This window comes from Desulfobacter sp. UBA2225 (assembly GCF_002348205.1).
Taxonomy (GTDB): domain Bacteria; phylum Desulfobacterota; class Desulfobacteria; order Desulfobacterales; family Desulfobacteraceae; genus Desulfobacter; species Desulfobacter postgatei.
This window is the reverse complement of record NZ_DDYV01000321.1, coordinates 1-6,780: the sequence shown is the minus strand read 5'-3', so window position 1 is coordinate 6,780 and position 6,780 is coordinate 1. Positions and strand designations below refer to the sequence as shown.

Annotated in this window: 6 protein-coding genes; 4 read left to right on the top strand and 2 right to left on the bottom strand. The window is 49.6% G+C overall.

Annotated features, from left to right (window positions below; genetic code table 11):
- Positions 1-216: 216 nt before the first annotated feature.
- Together B3D59_RS16640 and B3D59_RS16635 are read right to left on the bottom strand one after the other, a co-directional pair.
- Positions 217-669, bottom strand: a complete 453-nt coding sequence (locus tag B3D59_RS16640; RefSeq protein WP_286822256.1) for an Hsp20/alpha crystallin family protein — start codon at positions 667-669, stop codon at positions 217-219.
- 121 nt (positions 670-790) lie between these two features.
- The gene (locus B3D59_RS16635) at positions 791-2,404 is read right to left on the bottom strand and encodes a hybrid sensor histidine kinase/response regulator (protein ID WP_286822255.1); all 1,614 of its coding nucleotides are present in this window, start codon (positions 2,402-2,404) and stop codon (positions 791-793) included.
- A gap of 79 nt (positions 2,405-2,483) precedes the next feature.
- On the opposite strand from B3D59_RS16635, the gene lnt reads away from it, so the two are divergent.
- From lnt to B3D59_RS16615, 4 genes are all read left to right on the top strand, one after another.
- Positions 2,484-4,043, top strand: coding sequence for an apolipoprotein N-acyltransferase (gene lnt / locus B3D59_RS16630; protein ID WP_286822254.1), 1,560 nt, complete (start codon positions 2,484-2,486; stop codon positions 4,041-4,043).
- Positions 4,043-5,147, top strand: a protein-coding gene (gene prfB / locus B3D59_RS16625; protein WP_286822253.1) for a peptide chain release factor 2 whose coding sequence is annotated in 2 segments (ribosomal slippage) — positions 4,043-4,111 and positions 4,113-5,147 — 1,104 coding nt in all. Because the reading frame shifts where the segments join, the coding sequence is not laid out codon by codon here. Before lnt ends, prfB begins: the two co-directional genes overlap by 1 nt.
- Before the next feature lie 21 nt (positions 5,148-5,168).
- Complete coding sequence (locus tag B3D59_RS16620; RefSeq protein ID WP_286822252.1) at positions 5,169-5,723, top strand: HDIG domain-containing metalloprotein; 555 nt, start codon at positions 5,169-5,171, stop codon at positions 5,721-5,723.
- Positions 5,724-5,735: 12 nt separating this feature from the next.
- Positions 5,736-6,780: thiolase family protein (locus tag B3D59_RS16615; protein WP_286822251.1), on the top strand; the 1,045-nt coding region annotated here is incomplete at its 3' end.

Genomic DNA, 6,780 nt, shown 5'->3' with positions numbered 1-6,780 from the left:
AGGGGCAACACCATCTTGGGGAACAGATTGGTATCCACTATGGGAAGAATGGGAAGTTCGTCAGGTATGTCGTCAGTAGTGATGGGGACGGAGGGATGGTTTAATTCATCCATTCGTTTTCCTTTTTAAATACAATCGCCTAATCCGTTGGATTTTTTTGTTTTTTTTTGGGGGGCCATCCCCGGCTGTCAATAGCCCCTGTCTATCCCACGACTGTTATAAAAAATCAATGGGCAGTTTCGGTTTCGAAGAATAATTCGTTTTGGGTTGTTTCCCTAGTTTCAGCTCAAGAAATCCGTTGTCATATGAAGCAGACACTTTTTCCATGTCAATGACACTGGGTAGATAAAGAATCCGTTCAAACCGGCCGAACTGTATTTCAGCAAGTCTGTAGGTGGCGGTGGGATCGGGCTGGCTGCTTTTACGCACTCCGGAAATTTTTACGGCCTTGTCTGAGAGTTCAATAACCATGTTCTCCTGGCGGACACCTGCAATTTCGGCCTGGATAATGATTTCATCCCTGGTTTCAAAAATATCCATCTGGGGTCTCCAGACTCGTTTTGAAAAACAAAACATGGGATTAACGGATTGAAATATATCTTCAAAAGATTTATCTTCTGTGGTCGGCGTTTCAATATGATTCCCAAATCGAATTTTTATTTGTTCCATAACATGCTCCTGATAATGGGAACGGAACCACCCTGAATGTTGTTCATCTGTTCCTTAATCAATTCTAATAGATTACCATTTGGTAAAAAAGTTGTAAAGAACTATAAAAATTAAATGGTTATCAATCAGGACTGTCAAGAATATCGCGAATGACCCTTGAAAATCTGTCCATGGAAAAGGGTTTTTGTAAAAAACCGTGATCCCCGTCACGAAGCATCATTTTCATTTCTTCATCTATGCCGGCACCGCTGGATATCAGTATCTTTATGTCGGGGTCCAGTTCCCTGATCCGATAAAAGGTCTCCTTGCCGTCCATGACGGGCATGATCAGATCAAGGATAATCAGCACAATTCTGCCCGCGTGCTTTGATATCAGATCCAGACAATCCCTACCGTTTCGGGCCTGGAGGACTTGGTACCCTAAAACTTCAAGAAGAGCTGCCCCCACCTCAAGGACGTCATCTTCGTCATCCACAGTAAGAACGGTTTCCCCGCCTTTGGGCATCAGATCAAACTCGACACTCTCCGTTTCAAAACGTTGTACATCCACGGAGACCAAAGCGGGCAGTGCCACCCTGAATACGGATCCGGCATTTTTTTTGCTCTCCACCGTGATGAAGCCGCCGTGGTTTTTCACAATGCCGAACACCGTTGACAGGCCTAATCCCCGTTGTTTTATAGCCCCGGGCATCTTGGTGGAGAAAAAGGGATCAAAAATTTTTTTCTGAATGGTTTCATCCATGCCGATGCCGGTGTCCTGAACACTGATTTCCACGTAATCACCGGGTTCCACCTCAAAATGAAAGTTGTGGGTATACTCAATTTTTATATTCCGGGTTTCTATGGTAAGTGTGCCGCCATCCACCATGGCCTGTGAGGCGTTAACCAAAAGATTGAGCAATACCTGTTCAAGCTGGGAACGGTCCGCGTTTACCTTGTACAGATCCGGATCCGGTTTTTTTTCAATGACAAAATTTTCTTTTCCCGGCTGGAAAACATTTAGGGCCATCTCCACGACCTGGTTAAGATCCAGGGGTTCAACCTGGTACTTTCCCCCGCGGGCAAAACCCAATAAATTTCCGGTAAGTTCAGCCGCAGTCTGAATCAGGAGGTTCATCTGCCGGATATGATCTTTGATTTTTTCCGGCTGGTTTGCGTTGATCCCCATCAGGGATAGATGCCCCTGAAGGGCCATGAGCAGATTGTTAAAATCATGGGAAATGCCGCCGGCGAGCACGCCAATGGCTTCCATTTTCCGGGTTTGATTTTCCCTGATCTGTCTGGAGTTGATTTGCGTAATATCCGATATTGTGACTAACAGGCCCTGGGAATGGTCTCCGGGATCCAGTCGGCAGGCCCGAAGGCGGCAGTCAAAAGCGGTGCCGTCCACCCTTGACAGCCGGGAGTCAACTGTAGCAGATCCTGTTTGATTAACCCCTTTGATAAAGATATTATGCACACGCTTAAATTCTTTATCCGTTGGGAAAAGGGTTCGGGCCGATTTGCCTTCCATACTGCCGTATTCATGGCCGGTCATGACGTAACAGGCCGGATTTGCATAGTGGATGGCAGTGCGGTAAAGAATACAGATACCCACAGGGGAGTAAATCAATACATTTTTAATATTTCTCCGGGAAAAAAAATCTGAATTCATGAAAGGAGGGGGATCTTGGACAGGCCCGCCCCGTTGAATAAGAATCGAGTCAAAAGATGTACGATCATGCCCATGGGTCATAAAACACCACCTTCCAAAATTGACGAACGCTTAGATTTTTTGATAAATATACCAGAATTTTTAATTAAGGTCATTCAAAATGCAATTCAAACCTCTATATGGCGCGTTATTACCCCTTTTACCCGCATTGGTCAGCGGTCTAATGCTCTTTTCCGCATTTCCGGCTCCAGGCTTTTATCCGGCAGCCTTTTTTGCCCTGGTCCCGTTATGGCTTTCCCTTGAACGGCTGAGTTCAAAGCAGGCCTTTTATGCAGGCATTGGCACGGGGATCAGCTTTTATCTGCCCCTTATCTACTGGATTTCTCCCACCTTAACCGAATACGGCGGACTAAACACTTTTGCGGCCCTGTCTTGCCTGTTGCTTCTGGTTCTGTACCTGTCTGCTTATACAGGCGTTTTTGCCCTGGCCATGAAAAAGATACCTGTTCCCGAAGGCCTTGTCCCTTTCTGGGGGGCTGTGGCCTGGGTTTCCCTGGAATACATCAGGACCTATTTGTTTTCGGGTTTTCCGTGGGGTGTGCTCGGTTACAGCCAGTATCCCAACCGTGTTTTGATTCAGGCGGCAGACACTTTCGGGGTCTTGGGGATCTCTTTTCTGTTGGTGGCTGTCAACGGGGTTCTGGTCATTGCCTTTAAGTCGTTTTCCCGAAGGGCATGGCCTGAAAAAACAAATATGGCAGGCTTAAGCCTTTCAATGGTTCTGCTTTGTTCTGCTTTTATTTACGGCCATCTTAAACTGGCCCAAGTCCGTGGGCAGATCAACGGGGTGCCTTCCCGGACAATTTCGGTTATCCAGGCCAACATCTCCCAGGACCGCAAATGGGATAAAGCATTTGTTGATGAAACCATAGACCGGTATTCCCGGTTATCCCTCGAAGCGATGCCCTGCGATCTTGTGGTGTGGCCGGAAACAGCTTTGCCTTTTTACTATGGTATGGACCCTGTACCCTCGAACCGGGTGGATGCCATGGTGAGAAAGGCCGGTACTTTTTTTCTCATCGGTATCCCCGCAGCTCGGCCTTCGGACGATGGTTTCCTGTATTACAACCGGGCCTGCATGCTCAACCCCCTTGCACTGCCAAAGGGTTATTATGACAAACACCACCTGGTGCCCTTTGGGGAATATGTGCCTTTCAAACGCCTGCTCCGGTTTGCCGAAAAATTGACAGCCGGTGCCGGTGATTTTTCAAAGGGGGAAACCGGGCCGGTGCCCCTGAATTTCGGTACGGGAACAACCGGGGTATTAATCTGCTTTGAGATCATTTTTCCCGATATTGCCAGAGCCTTTGTGCGCAACGGGGCAGATATTTTAACCACCATGACCAATGATGCCTGGTTCGGCCGGACCCAGGCGCCCCTCCAGCACTTTTCCATGGCGGTGTTCAGGGCTGTTGAAAACCGGCGCAGCGTGGTCCGGGTCGCAAATACAGGTATTTCCGGATTCATTGATCCTTCCGGCACCATTCTTGAGAAAACAGATATTTTCACTGCCTGCGCGCTTACCCGGCAGGTTCCGGTCATGTCCGGCCAAACGTTTTATACCCGCCACGGGGATCTTGCCGCTAAAGCGTGCCTTGTTGCCTTTTTTCTGATTTGTGTGATAAAATTCATTCTAAAAAAATTTAGGAGACCTTTATAATGAGTGTAGAATATAAACAGATCATCTCTTCCATCACTGCTAAAGCCAACCGCCTTAAGGAGTATCTTTGACCTCCCTGTAAAGGAAAAACGCCTTCGGGAACTTGAGTTTCTCATTGCCAAAGAAGACTTCTGGAATGATCCGGACAAAGCCACCGAGATGTTAAAGGAGCGCACCACCATCGCCGCCCTTATTGACACCTGCAATGCCATATTTTCAGAGATTGAGGATGTGGACGTGCTGTTGGAACTGGCAAGGGAAGAGTCGGATAAGGCGGCTGAAGAGGAAGCCGGACAGATGCTGGCCGATCTGGAGAAAAAGGTAAAGCGATTTTCTCTGGAGATTACGCTTGACGGGGAGGATGATGCCAGGGATGCGATTGTCTCCATCAATGCCGGTGCCGGGGGAACGGATTCCCAGGACTGGGCGGAAATGCTGTTCCGGATGTATACCCGGTGGATCGATAAAAAGGGGTACAAGTGCCGGATCATAGACTACCAGGAGGGAGATGAAGCCGGTATCAAGGGGGTAACCCTTTATGTTTCCGGCCCTAACTGCTACGGATTTATGAAAGCCGAATCCGGGGTGCATCGCCTGGTCCGGATCTCTCCTTTTAACGCCAGTGGCAAACGTCAGACCTCCTTTGCGGCAGTTTTTGTTTATCCGGAGATCAAGGATGAAATCAATATAGATATTGATGAAAGAGATCTGCGTGTTGATGTGTATAGGGCCAGCGGGGCAGGCGGCCAGCACGTCAACAAAACCAGTTCAGCTGTGCGCATCACCCATTTCCCTACGGGGGTGGTGGTCCAGTGCCAGCAGGAATCTTCCCAGCATCGAAACAGGGAAATTGCCATGAAAGTGCTTAAATCCCGTCTTTATCAGCTGGAAAAGCAGAAGCAGGAGCAGAAAAAGCAGAGCCTGCATGACGGCAAGGATGATAATGCCTGGGGCAGCCAGATCCGCTCCTATGTGCTGCATCCGTATAGAATGGTAAAAGACCATCGTATCGACCTTGAGATCGGGGATGTGGACCGGGTGCTGAACGGAGATCTGGACCCCTTTATCGAAGGGGTGTTGCTGTCCGGCTCCCAGGATACATAGCAGAAGGGTTTTGATATTTTTATGCAGATAGACCCAGTGGAAATTATCAGGCAATTTTATGACCCTGATTCAAAGCTGTTTGCCATTCTGATGGCGCATAGTACACAGGTGGCCCACAAAAGCCTGGAGATCGCAAAGGGCGTTGTCCACATGAACCCGAACATGGACTTCATAGAAAAGGCAGCCATGCTCCATGACATAGGCATTTTTAAAACCAGTTCTCCGAAAATTGGCTGTGCAGGTAAATACCCCTATGTGTGTCACGGATACCTTGGACGTGAACTTTTAGACGGGTTGGGCCTGCCCCCGGAATTTGGCCTTGTGTCCGAACGCCATACAGGGGCCGGCATAACCCTTGAAAATATTATTGAAGCGGATTTGCCCCTGCCCCACAGGGATATGGTACCTGTCTCCCTGGAAGAGAAAATTATCTGCTGTGCAGATAAATTTTATTCAAAAAGCCCGAAAAAACGAGATAAAGTCATGACCCGGAAAAAGATTGAAAAATCCCTTGCCAAACTGAATCCGGGCCATGCAAAACGGTTTTCCGCCTGGGCCGATGAGTTTGGGTTTTAAAAGGATATCTTTATGAAAGATGTTGTCATTGTATCAGCCTGCCGCACGGCCATAGGTGCTTTTGGCGGCACACTAAAAGACCTGAACGGTGCCTGTCTTGCCGGCATTACCATGAAAGAGGCCGTCAAACGGGCAGGAATCGACCCTGCCATCATTGATGACGTACGCTACGGCTCCTGTGTGGAGCACCACGATACCCTGAACACGACCCGGGTCGGCGCGTTGATGGCAGGTATTCCGAACACAGTCCCTGCCGTAACCATCAACCGGGTGTGCATTTCAGGCATGGAAGCGGTCCTGTCCGGTATGGCCATGATCCAGGCCGGCATGGCCGATGTGGTCCTGGCAGGCGGCACCGAGCACATGTCCGGTGTTCCTTATGCCGTGCCCAAAGCCCGCTGGGGATGCCGTCTCCAGGATACCAGTTTTGTGGATGCCCTGATCCATTCCCTGCATTGCGGATCCACGCTTCTGCCCTTTGATGAAACCTCGCCCGTGGACACCACCCAGGCCCCGGCCTCGGACTTCCTGGGCAAACCGTATATTATGGGGCATACGGCAGAGTTTGTTGCCCAGCTTCTGGACATCGGCAGGGAGGAGATGGACGAGGTGGCGCTTCGTTCCCATAACAATGCCGAACGGGCCACCCACGACGGCAGCTTTGCCGATGAAATCGTTCCCGTTGAAGTGCCCCAGCGTAAAAAAGACCCCATTATCTTTGACAAGGATGAACATTTCAGGCCCGGCATAACCCTGGAAAACCTTGCCGCCTTGCCCCCGGCCTTTATCCCAAAAACCGGCAAGGTTACTGCCGGCAACGCCTCGGGCATCAATGACGGCGCCACCGGCATGGTGATCATGTCCGTAGACCGGGCCAAGGAATTGGGGCTTACCCCCATTGCAAAAATTAAAGCCACGGGCATGGGTGCCTGCCACCCTTCTGTCATGGGGCTCTCTCCGGTTCCGGCGGTCAAGAACCTGATGGCAAAATCCGGAATTGGCATTGATGATTTTGATCTGATTGAGGTGAATGAGGCCTTTGCCGCCCAGTACCTGG

Bases quoted from the DNA above. Each gene is read 5' to 3' on its own strand.
- B3D59_RS16640 (WP_286822256.1), bottom strand. From the start codon at position 669: ATGGAACAAATAAAAATTCGATTTGGGAATCATATTGAAACGCCGACC.
- B3D59_RS16635 (WP_286822255.1), bottom strand. From the start codon at position 2,404: ATGACCCATGGGCATGATCGTACATCTTTTGACTCGATTCTTATTCAA.
- lnt (WP_286822254.1), top strand. From the start codon at position 2,484: ATGCAATTCAAACCTCTATATGGCGCGTTATTACCCCTTTTACCCGCA.
- B3D59_RS16620 (WP_286822252.1), top strand. From the start codon at position 5,169: ATGCAGATAGACCCAGTGGAAATTATCAGGCAATTTTATGACCCTGAT.